At 36.2% G+C, this 15,896-nt stretch carries 18 protein-coding genes; 3 read left to right on the top strand and 15 right to left on the bottom strand.

The window, feature by feature from the left end:
• Positions 1–37: 37 nt before the first annotated feature.
• Positions 38–373, top strand: coding sequence for a hypothetical protein (locus QUE18_RS05475; RefSeq protein ID WP_009204566.1), 336 nt, complete (start codon positions 38–40; stop codon positions 371–373).
• 59 nt (positions 374–432) lie between these two features.
• Here QUE18_RS05475 and QUE18_RS05470 read toward each other — a convergent pair whose 3' ends face one another.
• The 3 genes from QUE18_RS05470 to QUE18_RS05460 form a co-directional block, all read right to left on the bottom strand.
• Positions 433–2,181: a leucine-rich repeat domain-containing protein gene (locus QUE18_RS05470; RefSeq protein WP_008393757.1), complete on the bottom strand. Its 1,749-nt coding sequence runs from the start codon at positions 2,179–2,181 to the stop codon at positions 433–435.
• A 159-nt stretch (positions 2,182–2,340) separates the two neighbouring features.
• Entirely contained in the window at positions 2,341–3,099 is a 759-nt protein-coding gene (locus QUE18_RS05465; RefSeq protein WP_008393756.1) for a DeoR/GlpR family DNA-binding transcription regulator, read from the bottom strand.
• 89 nt (positions 3,100–3,188) lie between these two features.
• A complete protein-coding gene (locus QUE18_RS05460; RefSeq protein WP_008393755.1) occupies positions 3,189–3,869 on the bottom strand; it encodes a fructose-6-phosphate aldolase in 681 nt (226 codons plus the stop codon).
• Positions 3,870–4,058: 189 nt separating this feature from the next.
• Here QUE18_RS05460 and QUE18_RS05455 point away from each other — a divergent pair, with 189 nt between their 5' ends.
• Complete coding sequence (locus QUE18_RS05455) at positions 4,059–4,961, top strand: glycyl-radical enzyme activating protein (protein WP_009204565.1); 903 nt, start codon at positions 4,059–4,061, stop codon at positions 4,959–4,961.
• 159 nt (positions 4,962–5,120) lie between these two features.
• Here QUE18_RS05455 and QUE18_RS05450 read toward each other — a convergent pair whose 3' ends face one another.
• The 4 genes from QUE18_RS05450 to QUE18_RS05435 form a co-directional block, all read right to left on the bottom strand.
• The gene (locus tag QUE18_RS05450; protein ID WP_009204564.1) at positions 5,121–7,535 is read right to left on the bottom strand and encodes a glycyl radical protein; all 2,415 of its coding nucleotides are present in this window, start codon (positions 7,533–7,535) and stop codon (positions 5,121–5,123) included.
• 176 nt (positions 7,536–7,711) lie between these two features.
• Positions 7,712–7,849, bottom strand: a complete 138-nt coding sequence (locus tag QUE18_RS05445; RefSeq protein WP_009204563.1) for a hypothetical protein — start codon at positions 7,847–7,849, stop codon at positions 7,712–7,714.
• A gap of 161 nt (positions 7,850–8,010) precedes the next feature.
• On the bottom strand, positions 8,011–8,667 hold the full coding sequence (locus QUE18_RS05440; RefSeq protein WP_009204562.1) for an SdpI family protein: 657 nt from the start codon (positions 8,665–8,667) through the stop codon (positions 8,011–8,013).
• Positions 8,648–8,932: an autorepressor SdpR family transcription factor gene (locus tag QUE18_RS05435; RefSeq protein ID WP_147368731.1), complete on the bottom strand. Its 285-nt coding sequence runs from the start codon at positions 8,930–8,932 to the stop codon at positions 8,648–8,650. The genes QUE18_RS05440 and QUE18_RS05435 overlap by 20 nt, the downstream gene beginning before the upstream one ends.
• 189 nt (positions 8,933–9,121) lie before the next feature.
• Between QUE18_RS05435 and QUE18_RS05430 the strand changes: the two genes are divergently transcribed.
• Positions 9,122–9,664 carry an HAD hydrolase family protein gene (locus QUE18_RS05430; protein ID WP_009204560.1) on the top strand — a complete coding sequence of 181 codons (543 nt, stop codon included), beginning with the start codon at positions 9,122–9,124 and terminating at the stop codon, positions 9,662–9,664.
• Positions 9,665–9,699: 35 nt separating this feature from the next.
• Here QUE18_RS05430 and QUE18_RS05425 read toward each other — a convergent pair whose 3' ends face one another.
• The 8 genes from QUE18_RS05425 to coaE all read right to left on the bottom strand — a co-directional run bounded on the left by QUE18_RS05425 (position 9,700) and on the right by coaE (position 15,891).
• Entirely contained in the window at positions 9,700–9,915 is a 216-nt protein-coding gene (locus QUE18_RS05425) for a histidine kinase dimerization/phospho-acceptor domain-containing protein (protein WP_009204559.1), read from the bottom strand.
• 125 nt (positions 9,916–10,040) lie between these two features.
• Entirely contained in the window at positions 10,041–10,271 is a 231-nt protein-coding gene (locus QUE18_RS05420) for a hypothetical protein (protein WP_009204557.1), read from the bottom strand.
• A 216-nt stretch (positions 10,272–10,487) separates the two neighbouring features.
• A complete protein-coding gene (locus tag QUE18_RS05415; RefSeq protein WP_040344566.1) occupies positions 10,488–11,138 on the bottom strand; it encodes a YczE/YyaS/YitT family protein in 651 nt (216 codons plus the stop codon).
• Positions 11,139–11,261: 123 nt separating this feature from the next.
• Entirely contained in the window at positions 11,262–12,491 is a 1,230-nt protein-coding gene (gene tyrS, locus QUE18_RS05410; protein ID WP_008393745.1) for a tyrosine--tRNA ligase, read from the bottom strand.
• A 250-nt stretch (positions 12,492–12,741) separates the two neighbouring features.
• Positions 12,742–14,106 (bottom strand): PFL family protein, encoded by a 1,365-nt coding sequence (locus tag QUE18_RS05405; protein WP_009204555.1) that lies wholly within the window; start codon positions 14,104–14,106, stop codon positions 12,742–12,744.
• 12 nt (positions 14,107–14,118) lie between these two features.
• Positions 14,119–14,391 carry an ACT domain-containing protein gene (locus tag QUE18_RS05400; RefSeq protein WP_015530898.1) on the bottom strand — a complete coding sequence of 91 codons (273 nt, stop codon included), beginning with the start codon at positions 14,389–14,391 and terminating at the stop codon, positions 14,119–14,121.
• A gap of 22 nt (positions 14,392–14,413) precedes the next feature.
• Entirely contained in the window at positions 14,414–15,196 is a 783-nt protein-coding gene (locus QUE18_RS05395; RefSeq protein ID WP_008393741.1) for an MBL fold metallo-hydrolase, read from the bottom strand.
• Positions 15,197–15,303: 107 nt separating this feature from the next.
• A complete protein-coding gene (gene coaE / locus QUE18_RS05390) occupies positions 15,304–15,891 on the bottom strand; it encodes a dephospho-CoA kinase (protein ID WP_008393738.1) in 588 nt (195 codons plus the stop codon).
• Positions 15,892–15,896 lie beyond the last annotated feature (5 nt).

Below are 15,896 nucleotides of genomic sequence, written 5' to 3'. Positions count from 1 at the left end.
CTTCTCTGAATAGAATGTACAAAAGGAGGTACTTTTCATGCATAAAAATACGGATTTTCATATAGAACAAACTCGACTTAATGATACATATCGAAAATTAAATTCTGGTAATGATTTTTCTTCCTATATAAATGAGCAAGAAAACCAATCACCAACATACTGGTCTTTTTTAAAATTAAGAATTGGCTTTTCTATTTTGTTTTTATTCTTTTTAATCGCATGCTTTAAGACTGCTTCTGCCAAAGAATTCAAAAAAATTCAATCTGCTTTTTCCCACATCAACCAGACCGATTCCTACAGTGAGCATATTCTAAATCAATTTGATTTAAATTTCTCATCATGCATAGATAATCTTCACAAAAAGAAACGCTAGTTTTGGCAAAATACCAATCTAGCGCTTCTTTGTTTAAATACTTCTTTTCATTTTTCTTACTATAACTGCAGATAAGACCATCTTCCGTAAACGTTCTTCTTATTAATTGTCTGATATGGGCGAACTTTAATATAGAGGGTTTTCTTCTTATTCTTTACATATGTTGTAGCATTTGACACATTTTTCTTGACCATTACTGTTTTCAATACTTTTTTAAATTTCTTGTCAGTACTGAATTTTAACTGATAACCATTAGCTCCTGATACTGGCTGCCACGTTGTACGAACTTTATTATTTCCATTCTTTCTGGCTATAATATAGTCATAAGATAATTCTGTTTGCGCTTCCTTGATCCCTTTCTTATATACAAGTTTTATTCCTGTGGAATTCATAAATGCATCCGTTGCAACATACTTTGTACTTCCCTCAAATGTAACCGTCCCAATCTGATTGATTCCAGCAAAAGCACCTGTCTCTATCTTTTGAATTCCTGATGGGATTGTAAAGTTTCTGATATTTACTGAAGCAAACGCATGATCTTTGATCACTTTTAAGGATTTTCCAAATGTTACGGATTTTAATACCGTACATTCATCAAATGCTGACTTGCCGATCATGGTTACCTGATCTGGAATTACCACGGCTTCCAATTCACTACATCCATAAAATGTATTTTCTTCGATCGTAGTGATCTTAGATGGAAGTTTGACATTCTTTAATGTTTCATTTCTATAAAATGCTTCTGGTGCGATCCATGTGATCTCTTCTGGAATTTCAACATTTGCATCTTTTCCGTCATATTTTAATAAACCGTGATCTTTTGTAATATACATATGATCTTTGTATGTAATCTGATCTGGAAGTAATTTCATTAATGATTCAATCGTGATATTCTTCCCAAGAGAACTTCCTAATGCGTAAAGGCTGTTCGCATCAAAATCTTTTGGAGCAATTTCAATGGTATCAACGTGCATATCACACGCATCCGCTCGATCCGTTTTATATTTTATTTTATTAATACTCTTTACAGATGATGGAATTACAATCTTCTTTAATTTAGAACAATTGTTGAACTCATCTCCTTCAGAATCTGTGGAATTATATAATACAGATTGCATATTAAACTCTGTACATCCTTCTTTGATCTTAAGCTCTGTTCTCTTTTGAGGTACTCTTACAATTCCTTTTCCATCTTTTGTATAGATTACACCCTCGATACTCTGATATGATGGATCATTCTTTGCAACTACCAGATTATTTGCTGACAGATATGATACATTTGCCAATTTTAATTTTGTATTAAATGTTATGGTATCAACTGCTGACTGATCACTTGTGACATACCATAACTTATCGTCAGTATCCTCTTCGAGTTTTAATTTAAAGTCTCCTGGCATAACGATCGTCTTTAAATCTTTGCAACTTCCAAATGCCCCCTGCCCGATCGTCTTTGTCTTTGATGGAACCGTTATTTTAGAAATCTTTGTTCCATAGAAGCTTCGAATTCCTATCGTTTTTACTGTTGATGGAATTGTCACAGAATTTAAATTCTTACATAATGCAAACGCTTCATATGAAACAGATGTCACGCCTTTTTTAATGATAACTTTCTTGATCTTCTTGTTCCTTCGAAATTTCATCTTCGCAGGCATTGCACCTTTTCCTTTGATTGTCAATGTTCCCTTCTTAAGCGTGTATGTTACTTTAGTTTTCGCTTCCACTTTCTGCTGACCTGTTCCGCTTATAAAAATCCCCATTGTCAGAGATGCGATCATGCCCGCATACAACATCATCTTTCTTGTTCTCATCCACTGCCTCCTTTTGTTTTAATTATTAAATTACAACTTTATTATATCTTATGTATTTATTTTTGTACATATTAACAGCAGTGTTTTTACTGTGAAAACGAAAACTGCCATACGAATTTTTCTTCCATTCATATGACAGTTTCTATTATCATTTCTTCCTTATCTAGGTACTGTTTCTACGATAATCCCATTTTGTTCCATCGCATCTTTAGCTTCTAATGGCACTTGATCGTCCGTAAATACCATATTAATATCTTTGAGTCTACACTGCATGACAACTCCATGTTCTGAAAACTTGCTGGAATCTGTTAAAATGATAGAATTCCTTGTAGAATCCGCCATACTCTTGGCAGCTTCGGCCCTTAACATATCTCCGCTTGTGAATCCGATGCCAGGGATATATCCATCTGTTCCCATAAATAGTTTATCTACATAAAAAGCTTCTGCACAAGTTTTCACCAATGGTCCCACCATAACTTCTGCTTCCTTCTGATATTCCCCTCCAAGAACGATAACCTTTGTAACACCGCCCTCTGTTTCTCTGATAAATCGGGCAATATAGGATGAATTCGTGATAACTGTAATATCTTTCTTAGTCTCTGAAAGGTATTTTACAAGCAATGCACAACTTGACCCAGATTCCACCATGATCGTTTCTCCATCAGATATGATCTCACTTGCCTTTTCTGCGATCCTCTGTTTCGTCTCATAACAAAAAGCCATACGATTGCTGATGTCTGACATATTCTTCATTGTCGCATATCCATGTTCTCTTGTCAGAAAATTCAGTTCTTCCAAAGCATCAAGATCTTTTCTGATCGTGACCTGTGATACCTCCAGCATCTGTGACAAAGTTGCCACTTCTACTTTCTTTTTTTGATTTACGATTTCAAGAATCTTTGTTTGTCTGTCTGTCATGAAACTTTCCCTTTCTTCATAATATTAGGAAAGAGCCGTCTTGCGGCTCTTTATCCCTCTGCACTATTCATATAATAGCATATTTTTAATTAAAGGTCACAGATTCCTTTACCTTCTCCATAAACTGCATACCAGTCATTGTTGAAGTCTGTCACTGCTTTGTCAATATTAGGATTTGCAAATACCTGTTTTAATACTGCATATGGTGCTGTGATTGCTTCTGCTCCATAGTTAAATGCGTTCTTTACCTGTTCAACGCCTTTAAATGATGCTGCAACGATCTTACAATCATATCCATCATCTTCGATACGGTCCTGAAGATTGCTGATCAGTTCCATAGGGTCTGCCCCGAGATTTCCGATACGATTTACATATGGTGCGATATAGTCAGCTCCTGCTGCTAATGCAAAATATGCCTGCATCAGATCATAAACTGCTGTTGCTGTTACGTTAACACCTTCTGATTTTAAGATCTTGATCGCTTTTAATCCTTCATAGGATACAGGAACTTTGATATATACCTGATCATCAATCTCTTCTAAGATTCTGTGTGCTTCCTTAACGATTGTTTCTGCATCTAATGAAATTACCTGTACGTGAAGGCTTCTTTCTTTCCCGATGATCTCACGAACCTTTCTCATATGTCCAAAGAAATCTTCTGGTGATGTTTTCTTAACGATGGATGGGTTGCTTGTTACTCCAACGATTGGCATGTGGTCTACACCGTCTTTGATCTCTTCAAGATCTACTGTATCTAAGATAAATTCCATGATTAAAACTCCTCCTAAGTCTTATTACGTGTTTCGTTTTTTGATACTTCTATCTTACCATAATTTTCGAATATGTCAACAATTATTTTCGTTTAATGTTTTTTAACTTTCATTTGTAAGTATATTATTTACTTTTCGTAAGTTGTGTGATAAGATATACAAAAGAATCAGAAAGGAGAAATATTATCCATGCAAACAAATGGTATTGTTTTTAATATACAGAAATTCAGCATTCACGATGGACCAGGAATCCGTACAACAGTTTTCCTAAAAGGCTGTCCACTGCGTTGTAAATGGTGTGCAAATCCGGAATCACAGTTGAGCCAAGTCCAAATTTTATATGATAAAGAAAAATGTGCTCATTGCGGTACTTGCACCCATGTCTGTCCAAACCAGGCAATTTCTATGGGAGATGACAGTTATGTAGGTATTGATCCATCAAAATGCGCTGGATGTCTTCAATGTGTAAAAAACTGTCCTGCAAAGGCCTTAAGTTATGAAGGAGAAGCAAAAGATGTAGATGAAGTTGTCAAAGTCTGTCTTCAGGATATTGATTTTTATGAGGAATCTGGAGGCGGTGTAACAATCTCTGGCGGTGAAGGAATGGTTCAACCAGATTTTGTAAAGGCTTTACTTGCAAAATTAAAAGAACATAAGATTCATACTGCGATTGAGACGACTGGATATATCAAGAAAGAGATTTTTAGAGAATTGGCTCCGATGTTTGACTTGCTTTTGTTTGATGTGAAGCACTATGACAGTGATAAGCATTATGAAGGAACCCATGTCCATAACGAACTGATCATTGAGAATTTAGCATGGGCGATCTCACAAGGAATTGAAGTTCTTCCTCGAATCCCTGTGATTCCTGATTTCAATGATTCTTTGGATGATGCAAAAGGAATCGCTGCTTTATTAAATCAGGTTGGAGCGAAGAAGGTTCAACTGCTTCCTTTCCATCAATTCGGAGAAAACAAGTATCATTTACTCGGAAAGACTTATTCTTATGAGAATGTGAAAGCATTGCATCCTGAGGATCTTACCGATTATCAGCGGATCTTTTTAGATGTAGGTATCAATTGCTTTTTCTAACCTTTTGAAAATTCCATATACGCAAAAAGCTTTGGCAGAACAGTTTCTTGCCAAGGCTTTTTTAATTGTTTCTTTCATGAATATTATTTCTTCTAGTCTATCACGAAAAACAGCAGTTAACCCTACTCAAGTCAACTGCCATTCCTCTATTTTTGTAAATTATAATGTCTGCTCTGTTCTTCCGATGATATCATCCTGTGTCTTCTTAGATAATACATTAAAGAATGCACTGTATCCTGCCACACGAACGATCAGGTCTTTATGTTTCTCTGGATGTTTCTGGGCATCGATCAGAGTTTCTCTGGATACAATATTATACTGTACATGATATCCATGTAAACGGTTGAAGAATGTACGGATCAGCATCTCTAATTTCTGTTTGTTTTCTTCTGTTGATAACATCTGTGGCGTCATCTTCTGGTTTAATAAAACTCCACCTGTGATCTTCTCTGTTGGAAGTTTCGCAACCGTCTTAAACACTGCTGTTGGACCATTCTTATCTGCATTATGTGCCGGACTGCTTCCTTCGGCTAATGGTTCAAATGCATTTCTTCCATCTGGAGTCGCAATGGTTCCCATTCCCTGTCCAACGTTCGCACTGATAGATGATGTTCCACCATAACGAATACCGCCGATCGGTCCTCTGTGGTAACGTGTGTTTGGATATTTCTTAATCTCATCTAAGTAAGAATCGTATGCTTCTACGACTAACTGATCGACATAGTCATCATCATTTCCGTATTTTGGAACGTCATTAATGAGCATTTCCTGAATCTTCTTGTTCTCTTCTGATTGGAAATCGTCTAAGATTGCATTCCAAAGCTGTTCTTTTGTGATCTTCTTCTCTTCGTATACAAGTTTCTTGATCGCTGCAAGAGAGTCTGCCATATTAGCAATACCAACCTGAAGTCCAGAGATAAAGTCATAGACTGCTCCACCTTCTTTGATCGTTTTTCCTCTTCCAATACAGTCATCTGTTAATGCAGAACATAAAACGTCTGGTACATCTCGCTCAGAGGCTTTATCAATTGCATTTTCCACAATAACACTATAACGTGTCATTTCTCTGACGGTCTTATCCCATGCTGCTAAGAGATCTTCATATGTTTCCATCTCTGTAAATTTACCATATCCTTTGGTAAATCTCTTACCGCTTGTTAAGTCAACTCCATCATTCATCGCACAAAGCAGAACTCTTGGGAAGTTAATATAAGACATACCGGTACAACGATATCCCCATTTACCTGGAACAGCTGTCTCTACACATCCGATCGCACTATAATTGTATGCATCTTCTTCTTTGACACCCCAATTAATAAAAGATGGGATGATGATCTCATCGTTATTTAATGCTGGCATACCAAATCCAAGTTTCATAACTTCGATACATTCATCAAAGAAATGTTTGTCGATATTGGCATGATAACGGACTGTCAAGTTTGGCTGTGTCAGTCTTGTCTGTGCAACGGATTGTAATACTACAAAACTTAACTCATTGACAGCATCTTTCTTATCAGTTGTCTGTCCACCGATCGTTACATTTTGGTACATTGGTGATCCTGCAGAACTTAATGTATGTGACTGGGAACGTACTTTATTGATCGTTAATGTCTTGATCCAAAGACATGTTAATAATTCTAATGCATCTTCTTTTGTGATCTTTCCTTCATTGATATCTTTCATATAATATGGATACATATACTGGTCAAAACGTCCATAACTTAAAGAATGTCCGTTAGATTCGATCTGAAGGATCAACTGGATAAACCAAACAGACTGTACAGCTTCCCTAAAGGAATTTGCTGGTTCATATGGAACCTTTGCACAGATTTTGCTCATCTGTAATAATTCTTCTTTACGTTTTGCATCTGTTTCTTTGTCTGCTAATTCTTTTGCAAGTTTGCTATAACGCTGTGCAAAATCACGAACGGCTTCAATGACTGTTAAGACTGCTTTATAAAATACGTTCTTATCAATGCTTTCTGGATCTGTGAAATCTAATGCTGCTCTTAATTCTTTTACTCTTTTTTCATATCCTTTCAATCCATCAGATAAGATTCTCTGGTAATTCACTGCCAGATGGGCATCTCCAGCATTTAATTTTCCTTCCATTCCAAAGACACCTGTCTCCATAAAGACATCTACCTCTTCTGGAAGTAAAGCTTCTCCTCTGGCACGAAGATTGTTATTCTCCCAGAACGGTGCAATCTCTCTTAACTGTTCTTTTGTCTCTTCTGTAATATAGAAAACATCTCCGTCGCGTTTCTCAAAGAGATCTAATTCATTCATTACAAATTCCATGGTATATTCTGGGAAGATTGGAGCATTCTTGTTCTTTGTTGCCTGATTTCCTGCGATCAAGGATTTGTCATCAATGTAAATGCTCATTCCTTCTAAGATCTTCTGTAGCATTAAAGCTCTTACCATAACTCTTGGCTGATTCTGGTTTTCTTTATAAGCTTCTGTTGCCAGTACGGCTCTCTGTGCGTCAATATATGGTTTTGCATCGAGCACTTCCTCACGAAATGCCTGCATGCGTTCTGTTAATTTACCGAAATGTTCTGTGTTGTTCATGGTATCTCCTTTCAGAATGTTTCGTTCGTAACTTATTTTTGTTTTGTTTGTAATTATAAGTTAGCATTTTTTTGTTTGTATGTCAATAGATTTGGTTCATAATTATTTTTATTTTCATTTGAAACTTCTTTTTTGTGTAAAAGAAAAGATGCCATATTCTATTATGACATCTTTTCTTATTTTCCGATCAGTACTTTCTTTCCACAAAAGGCAAAACCATAATGTCTGATCTTTTCTTTTTTCATTCCTTTTGCAAGCAATTGTGCATCATAATGTTTTTCTTCTATCTGCTTTCCATAAAACAAATCTTCCATGATAACTTTAATATCCGAATTACTTTGCCTGCTCTTTCTCTGATTGATTTAAAATCCTGATTCCCTACAGATATTACTTGTTGCATGTGATCACTCCCTTCTGTCCGATAATTAACTTTATTATAATATCTGATTTCTTTTTTATCTACCACAATGCTTTTTTACATAACTCTATGCTTCTTATAATAAATATAAGAAGCAATCGCAGGAATCAATGTAACGATCAAAATAATCCCTACTGCTGCTCCAATTGGATCAACAAACTTCTGAAATCCAAGCAGAATCGTCAAAACTCCACCGATGATCCACCATTTTCCCGCCATTCGATGTGTGTAATCCCAGTTTTCTTCATTATCCAATGTCCATGGAAGTTTGATTCCAATCATATAGTTCTGTCTGCACTTTGGAAGATAGTTTCCAACAACGATCAGAACTATTCCTAGTAAAACATTCGTCCACAGATTTAAATTGATCACGTCTTTATATCCTAATGCATTTCCATAGATCATTACCCCACACCAAAGTGATACAACCGGACAGATACATAGGATCAGATGATAAATCTTAGACCCAACATTCCTTTTCTTAGGATCAAATTCTGTGATAACACTACATAAAATATGCACTGCCAGCAAAAACAGATAAATTCCTGCTACTGCAAATAATTTACTGCTGTATCGATCGGCCTCGCCGTTTCTTCCAAAATGTGTTGCCACCTGTGCTGGCAACTGATCCCATAATAAGAATCCAACAAACATTGGTAATAAAATTACAATACAACTTGCAATAAAAAACTTCTTATTCTTCTTTAACATCATGATTCCCTCCCTTCAATTCTGACAACCATAACATAACTTCCTCAACAACTGATGTATTTAACGTGTAGTAAATATAATTTTTCTCTTTCTTCTCGAAGATCAGCTCTGCTTTTTTAAGAATCTTCAAATGATAAGAAATGGTTGCACCTGTCATATCAAAATGAGATCCAATCTCTCCAGCCGACATGCTTCCATCCCGCAGCATCATAAGAATCTCTCTTCGTATTGGATCTGATAAAGCTTTAAATGTCTCTGCAAATCCCATAACTCTCATCCTTTCTGTAGCTATTTAGAAATATTTCTAATTACTTTATAGCATGAAATATCTTGAAAGTCAATTAGTATTTAGATTTTTTTCTAAATAGTTTTCATTGCAGAAATTTAACATAGATATCATTTAAATTTTGTATTTCCCTGTTACTATCATCTTATACACACGAAAGGAGTACTTAACATGATACGATTATTTGCATCCGATATGGATGGAACTTTATTAAATGACAAAGGATATATATCTGACCGAACGATCAATGCGGTGAAAAAATTGCAGAAACATGGAATTCATATCGCTTCGCTTCCAAAAAGTATTGCAAAACAGATCTTAACTGTTTTTGAACGGCATGGTGCTTTTGCTGACATTGCAACGGAATATGGAAAAACCTCGATCACTAATAAAAATACGTTATTATCTTATTATAAAAATGAAGTGTTTCCTGCCGTTGAACAAGACGGTAAAGTATATTTCCGTACTTGGCACGACTTTGCAATGATGGTTTCTAAAGTTCGCTTTTTTGAAGGGAAAGAAAGTCTGCTTGGCTGTGAAACGCCAATTTATAAAATCTCTACTACTTTTTTTGATTCAGATAAGATTAATGCTTTAAAAGACAATATTCATGGGATTGATCAGTTACATACGGTATCAACTTCCAAAAATGATCTGGAGATCACGCATGTAAATGCACAAAAAAGAACAGCATCGCTGCAATCGATATCATGAGACATACATAGCCTGCTTTGTTTTTTACCATTCTCTTATCCCTGCTCTGCAAAAGAAAGCATTCCCATAATTCCATTTATTGGTGTACGGATTTCATGAGACATTCTGGATAAAAAGGTTGTCTTAGAACGGCTTTCTTCTTCCAATGTTGTAATCTGTTGTTCATATTGTTCCAGCTTTTCATGAAATTTTGTTGCACGATAAAAAGACAGCATGTCGTAAATATCATCCTGCACTCTTTGGACACTCATTCGTATCTATTCATTATTGTTCAGACAGATATCTTCTTCTAGTGGAGCTTTCCCTTCCCAGTCTTGATATCCTTTCCTGATTTTATCCCGCTTTCTGCTGTCTTTCACATTTTGAAAAATCAGCATCAGACTTCTTGTATCTTTGTAAAACTTACTCCTAGCATTGCTTCCAGATTCCCAATCTCATATACTGGCATAAGATCTGTTCTGCGGATTAAGATCATCACCTCACCCTTCCGATGATCTAATTGCTCCAGCGCAAGTTTATCGTACCCTGTAACACTGACTTTATCTATTGTACTTATATTCTTTTTACTTATCATTTGAATGAATAAGATCAACACTGCAATGATCATACATCCAATGACGATCGATAAGCTGTGTTCCCCCTATCCATATTAACATTGTTATAAGCCCCTTCATACTAATCTTTCTCCCCGATATTGCCATCCCTTTTGGAAAATTGTTACAATAATTATTGCATATTTTTCATATAGAAACAGTGCAAATCATAAATTCCGACAATTTTCTACATATTTTTTGTAACATAAAGGGCTTTCATTATCTCTGGCTTATAATTCTGCAGTGATTCCTGCAAGATTCTGCATTGGATGTTTTAGGAAATAATTATAAACTGCAATGACTCTTCCTGTAAAAATAACTGCCAGTACAGTTCCAATTCCAAGTCCTATGATATGTCTTGTAAATACAAGTCCAATGATTCCTGACGTACAAAAACAAGTAACATCAAAAACATTTTTGCCAATCCCCATGCCTTTGCCAAGTTTATCTCCGATCGTCGCTGCAAGTGCATCTGCAGGATTGGGTACAAGCTTCATATTAACCATCGTTGCTGCACCGATTCCCGTAACAACGATCGCAAAAAATAATACTAGAAGTTTCTGTCCCAATGTATCTGGTACAATATTTAAATACTGGTCAAAAATATTGATAAATACACTTGTCACAAGACTCATTGGAATCTGTAATAATTCATATAATTTAAATTCTTTTCCTTTTAAGATTGACTCTATCAGCACACAAAAGCAGTAAAACACAAAGGTTATTGCTCCTAGGTTTAAATGCCAGATATGACAGATATTATATGGAATAGATATAATCGGTGATACTCCTAACAATGTTTTTGTATTTAATACAATTCCAAGTGCAAGCACGATCAAACCGATAAAATATATGATTCCTCTTGTGCATTTTGTTTTCAAAGTTCTCTTCCTCTTTTCTTTTTCTGATTCTCTTTCTAATATTTCTTTTTTATTTTCCTTTTGAATATTGAAAAGAACCCCGGAGTATCAACTCTCCGGGATTCCTACTTGTTTATTTTTTAATTATTTTTCTTTGATCTGGCAGAATTTCTTCTTACCTTTCTTTAATAAGATACGATCTTTATCGTCAAAGTCCGCCTTACCAAATGTTGCATCAATTGCATCTACTTTCTTACCATTTACAGAAACTCCACCCTGCTGTACCATTCTTCTTGCATCTGAACGAGTTGTGCAAAGTTTAGAATCTACTAACATTGTAAGAATATCGATTCCTTCTGCTAATTTATCTGCTTCATATTCAAATGTAGGGGCATCTTCGTTTGCTCCACCACTTACAAACATTGCTTTTGCAGCTGTCTGAGCTTTCTTCGCTTCTTCTTCTCCATGAACGATCTTTGTAACTTCATAAGCAAGAACTTCTTTTGCTTTGTTGATCTCTGCTCCTTCTAAGGCTCCCAGTCTTCGGACTTCATCCATTGGAAGGAATGTAAGAAGTGATAAACATTCTTCTACTTTCACATCTTCGATATTTCTCCAGTACTGGTAGAAATCGTATGGAGATGTCTTCTCTGGATCAAGCCATACAGCACCTGCCATTGTTTTACCCATCTTCACTCCGTCGCTTCTTGTAAGAAGTGTTAATGTTAATCCGTAAGCATCTTTCTTTTCTTTTCTGCGGATCAAGTCAGCTCCTGCAAGGATATTAGACCACTGGTCGTTTCCACCCATCTCTAATTTACATCCATATCTTCTATTTAACTCAAGGAAATCATATCCCTGCATTAACATATAGTTAAACTCGAAGAATGTAAGTCCACGTTCCATTCTCTGTTTGTAACATTCTGCTGTTAACATCTTGTTGACTGAGAAATGAACTCCAACTTCACGTAAGAATTCAACGTAATTTAAATTTAATAACCAATCTGCGTTATTTGCTAAGATTGCTTTGTCATCATCAAATGTGATAAATCTTGATAACTGTTCTTTGAAACGTTTCGCATTATGATCGATCGTTTCCTTTGTTAACATATTTCTCATATCAGATTTTCCAGATGGATCTCCAATCATAGTTGTCCCGCCACCTAAAAGAGCAATTGGACGATGTCCTGCTTTCTGCATATGCATCATTGCCATGATCGTTAAAAAATGTCCTGCTGTTAAACTGTCTGCTGTTGCATCAAATCCGATATAGAATGTTACTTTTTCTTTTCCTAACAGTTCTCTTAATTCCTCGTGTGTTGTCTGTGCGATAAATCCTCTTTCTTGCAGCACATCATATACGTTTTGACTCATTTTATATATCTCCTTTTAAATTCTCTTCTTAATTTGTGTTTATATAATATAGTCCACGGCCTATGCCGTTCCTTTGAACTTATGGGAATTCCTCTATAATCTTATGCAGCCGCTCCCAAGTTCTCTTAACAGATGATCCGGACATTCGTTCTCTTCCTGTATGCATGTCCACCATATCTGATTCTGATGATATAATGTCTGCATGCTGATCTAATACCCCAAAATTGTCACCTCAAAAATATCATGATTTCTAGTTTTTAAAGCTATGGATCGGTGCTGGAATTCTTCCTCCACGATTCACAAATGCATCACATGAAAATTCATTCACTGGCATAATTGGTGCATATCCAAGTAATCCACCAAATTCTACCTGATCTCCAACATCTTTTCCGATTGCTGGGATCACACGGACAGCAGTTGTCTTCTGATTGATCATACCAAGTGCCATCTCATCTGCGATCAGTCCTGCGATCGTTGTTGCTTTTGTTTTTCCTGGAATTGCGATCATATCAAGTCCTACAGAACATACACATGTCATTGCTTCTAATTTCTCAATTGTCAGAGCTCCAGCATTCACTGCATCGATCATTCTCTGATCTTCGCTGACTGGAATAAACGCTCCACTTAATCCACCAACGTAAGAGGAAGCCATAACTCCACCCTTCTTCACTTGGTCATTTAACATCGCTAAGGCTGCTGTTGTTCCTGGTGCTCCTGCATACTCTAATCCAATCTCTTCTAAGATCTCTCCAACACTGTCTCCTGCTGCTGGTGTTGGTGCAAGAGAAAGATCAATGATCCCAAATGGAATTCCAAGTCTCTTAGATGCTTCTTTCGCTACTAACTGTCCGACACGAGTTACTTTAAACGCTGTTTTCTTGATCGTCTCGCAAAGAACTTCAAAGTTTTCTCCTCTAACATTTTCAATCGCACGTTTTACAACACCTGGTCCACTAACACCTACATTGATGATCGCATCTGCTTCTGTAACTCCATGGAAAGCTCCTGCCATAAATGGGTTATCATCTGGTGCATTACAAAATACTACGAACTTCGCACATCCAAGACACTGGTTGTCTTTTGTAAGTTCTGCTGTTTCTTTGACAATCTCACCGATCAATTTCACTGCATCCATGTTGATTCCTGTCTTTGTAGAACCTACATTAACAGAGGAACATACAAAGTCTGTCTCTGCTAATGCTTTTGGAATAGAACGGATCAATAATTCATCTGCTTTTGTCATTCCTTTGCTTACTAATGCAGAATATCCACCTAAGAAGTTGACTCCAACTTTCTTTGCTGCTGCATCTAATACTTTCGCAAGTTCTACGAAATCATCTGGTGTCTTACATACATTTCCACCAACTAAAGAAATTGGTGTGATAGAAATTCGTTTGTTAACAATTGGAATACCAAATTCATTCTCGATATCTTTTCCTGTCTTCACAAGGTCTTTTGCAACTGTTGTGATCTTATTATAAATATTCTCCTTGACCTCTTCTAGTGTTGTACCAACACAATCTAACAAACTGATACCGATCGTGATCGTACGAACATCTAAATTCATCTCATGGATCATTTTATTCGTTTCAAATACTTCATTCAGATTAATCATGATGCCACCCCACTAAATTCTGTGCATAATATCAAAGATTCTTTCGTTCTGCGCCTGAATTACAACACCGATTTCTTCACCGATCTGTTTTAACTCACTGGATAATAATGCGATATCTTTGGATGAACCAGCTGGATCTACGACCATCATCATGTTAAAGAAGCCGCCTGTGATCGTTTGGGAGATGTCTAAGATGTTAACATTGTTGCTAGCTAAATAGTTACACACCTTTGCGATGATTCCTACACCGTCTTTTCCAACAACTGTGATTACTGTTTTTTCCATTTTTGTTATTCCTCCTAAATGTTTATGATACACTGGTTACGGTAGATACCGTGTCTCTTCTGGCTACTTCAATCGGTAATGTAAAATTATGTAAAGAAATCTTTACCGTCTCGTATGCCAGTTTTTCGTAATTATTCTCTTTACTCAGATGTCCAAGATAAACTTTCTTTGTCTTCTGTGTTGCAACTTCCTCAATCAGTTCAGCACATCTTTCATTCGATAAATGTCCCTCTCTTCCAAGAATCCGTCTCTTCAAATAATACGGATAACGTCCAACCTGAAGCATATTCACATCATGATTAGCTTCTACAAATAAAATATCCGAATCATAAATCTTCTCTACCAGATATTCATCGTAGTCTCCAAGATCTGTTGCAATGCTTGCCTTGGCTCCTTCTTCTGAGTAAAATGAGTAACAAACAGGATCTGCAGCATCATGCCATATATGAGATGCATTGACTTTCATATCTCCAATCTCAAATGGTTTGTCTGCTTCAATCGAATGAAAAAGGCTTTTATCAACTTTCCCAAGGTTCTTATAATCAAAAATCGCATCGATCGTCTTTCCTGTTGCAAAGATTGGAAGTCCATATCGTCTTGCGATAACACCAAGTCCCTTGATATGATCCGTATGCTCATGTGTGATCAAAATTCCATCAAATTCTGGAACGGTAAGATCAAGTTCTGAAAGGGAATTTTCAATACGCTTTGCACTGACTCCACAATCAACTAATACATTCGTCTTCTTCGTTCCAACATATATGCAATTTCCTTCACTGCTGCTTGCTAAACTTGATAGTTTCACAGATTATACCTCTTTCTTCTCTTCTGGGCTGACCCTATTGGCAAACATTATATCATAAGGTTATTTAAGATTCAAGAATTGCACTGTATTCTTAAATGTACAAAATATCAACCAAGAATCTTTATGATCTGTGCTTTTGTGTCTTCTAGATCACCTGAATTATCAATGATATTGCTTGCCATAGATTTAAACTCTTCTTCTTTTTGCTGTTTTTCGATCATCTGTTTGATCTTTTCATCAGAATATCCTCTGGAAGCTTTTAAGCGTTCATATCTTACTTCTTCTCTCGTGTAAATATACCATAACTGATCAAATCTCTTTTCATATCCTGCTCCAACTAACAAAGCTGACTCTATGACAAGCAAACCTTCTGGTTCTTCTTTTCCAAACTGATCAATTCTTGATAAAATCTCTTCATCTACATTTTTATGAGTGATGCTGTTTAATAATGAAAGTTTTGTTTCATCATGAAACACGATCTCTCCAAGTATCGGACGATTGATCGTTTGGTCTTCATTTAAAATTTCATTTCCAAATGCCTGAACGATCGCATCATAACTTTTTGCCCCTGGTACCATCAGCTCATGTGCTACATGATCAGATTGAATGACTTTTGCCTGATAATCATTTTTTAGTATATTTAAAATCTCACTTTTTCCAGAGCCAACTCCCCCGGTGATTCCTATGATTTTCATTTATC

It is taken from the genome of Anaerostipes hadrus ATCC 29173 = JCM 17467 (assembly GCF_030296915.1).
GTDB lineage: Bacteria > Bacillota > Clostridia > Lachnospirales > Lachnospiraceae > Anaerostipes > Anaerostipes hadrus.
The sequence above is the reverse complement of the archived record's forward strand: the minus strand, read 5'-3'. Positions and strand labels throughout refer to the sequence as shown.